Origin of the sequence: Desulfonatronospira sp. MSAO_Bac3 (genome assembly GCF_003838035.1) — a bacterium.
Lineage (GTDB): Bacteria > Desulfobacterota > Desulfovibrionia > Desulfovibrionales > Desulfonatronovibrionaceae > Desulfonatronospira > Desulfonatronospira thiodismutans.
This window is the reverse complement of the sequence record NZ_QYZY01000129.1, coordinates 1-1,310: the sequence shown is the minus strand read 5'-3', so window position 1 is coordinate 1,310 and position 1,310 is coordinate 1. Positions and strand designations below refer to the sequence as shown.

Genomic DNA, 1,310 nt, shown 5'->3' with positions numbered 1-1,310 from the left:
ATTCCCATCTGCTTTTCTGCCGCCTTTTCCAGAAGATCCTCCTGAAATGGCCGGTAATGTATGTCTCCAGCGTTGAGGGTGAGAAGGACAGTGTCGAAATCATGGCGGGTTATGCCCCGGATAAGCACATCCGGGTCCTTGTGCCCGGTGATGCCCATGTTGCGGATGACCTTTTCCGCTTTAAGCTTATCCATGGCCCGGACCGCCCCCTGCCTGCCTAAGGCCTGGTCCACGTCATCATTTACCCGGACACTGTGCACCTGATACAAATCCAGGTAGTCAGTCTGCAGGCGTTTCAGGCTCTGCTCGATCAGGCGCATGGTCCCATCGTAGGTGCGGTCCTGGGTCTTGGAGGCCAGAAAAACCTCCTTTCGCCTGCGGGCCATGACCTTGCCGATATTGCTCTCGCTGCCTCCTCCACCGTAAGTGGGAGAGGTGTCGATATAGTTTACCCCAAGATCCAGAGCCTTGTCTATTATGGCTTCTGCCTCGTCCTGCCTGCTGGACTGCTGCACTGTGGCTTCGCCGCCCAGGCTGAATATGGATACCTGGTGACCGGTGCGTCCAAGCTTTCTTCTGGGCATGTCCTTTGAGTCTGCATCAGCTGCAGACACAGCTGCCGGGCCGCCCGCTGCTTCAATACCGGTTATTCCCAGTCCGGCAACCGCCCCGGCAGTGGTGCACATAAATTTCCTGCGGTCCATCTTTTTTTGCATAAATTCTGCTTTCAGGCTGAATTGTTTTCCATACAGGACAAGAGACAGTCCATTGATGCAAGCATTCAGGCGGTCCTCGGTGGTGACTGATGGCCGATACCTGCCCCCTGAATGGTTACTTTTCTTCTATGTTCCCATAGACTCCTCATTCATCTCGTTTACAGATAGGGATAAGCTAAGTATTGTATTAATTTTCTGTAACCTTTTCTAGGAGGTCGGTGAATTCCTCTATAGAGGAGCACTTGAAAGACATCTCAAACAAATCGTTCAGGGTATCTACATCTTGGATAAACCTTATCTGTTCCTTGATATTCGGCTTTACTAAATCAAACCTCATTTTAAGGGATTTGACTAGCATTTCTTGGGTTGTTTTAAGTTCACTCTGCTTCTCCCATATAGGTTTTTCTTGTAAAAACCTCTGTTCCGTCCTCTCATCCCCTTCTCTTCTAAACATTTCAGCTATGGTTCCCATATATTCCTCCCCTTCGTCTATCTCGGTTTCGGCAATCTTTTTTATGTCAATATATTCCTTTTCGTCCCTGGTTACCTCCAGGTAGTGCAAAATCATTTGCACAAAATCAAGTAAGCGCGCCT

At 49.3% G+C, this 1,310-nt stretch carries 1 protein-coding gene and 1 pseudogene; both read right to left on the bottom strand.

The features are described 5' to 3' along the window. On the bottom strand, positions 1 to 716 hold a 716-nt coding region (locus D5S03_RS04735), incomplete at its 3' end, for an aldo/keto reductase (RefSeq protein ID WP_287042817.1). 187 nt (positions 717 to 903) lie between these two features. After that, positions 904 to 1,310: pseudogene (locus D5S03_RS04730) on the bottom strand (Rpn family recombination-promoting nuclease/putative transposase); the annotation flags it as partial.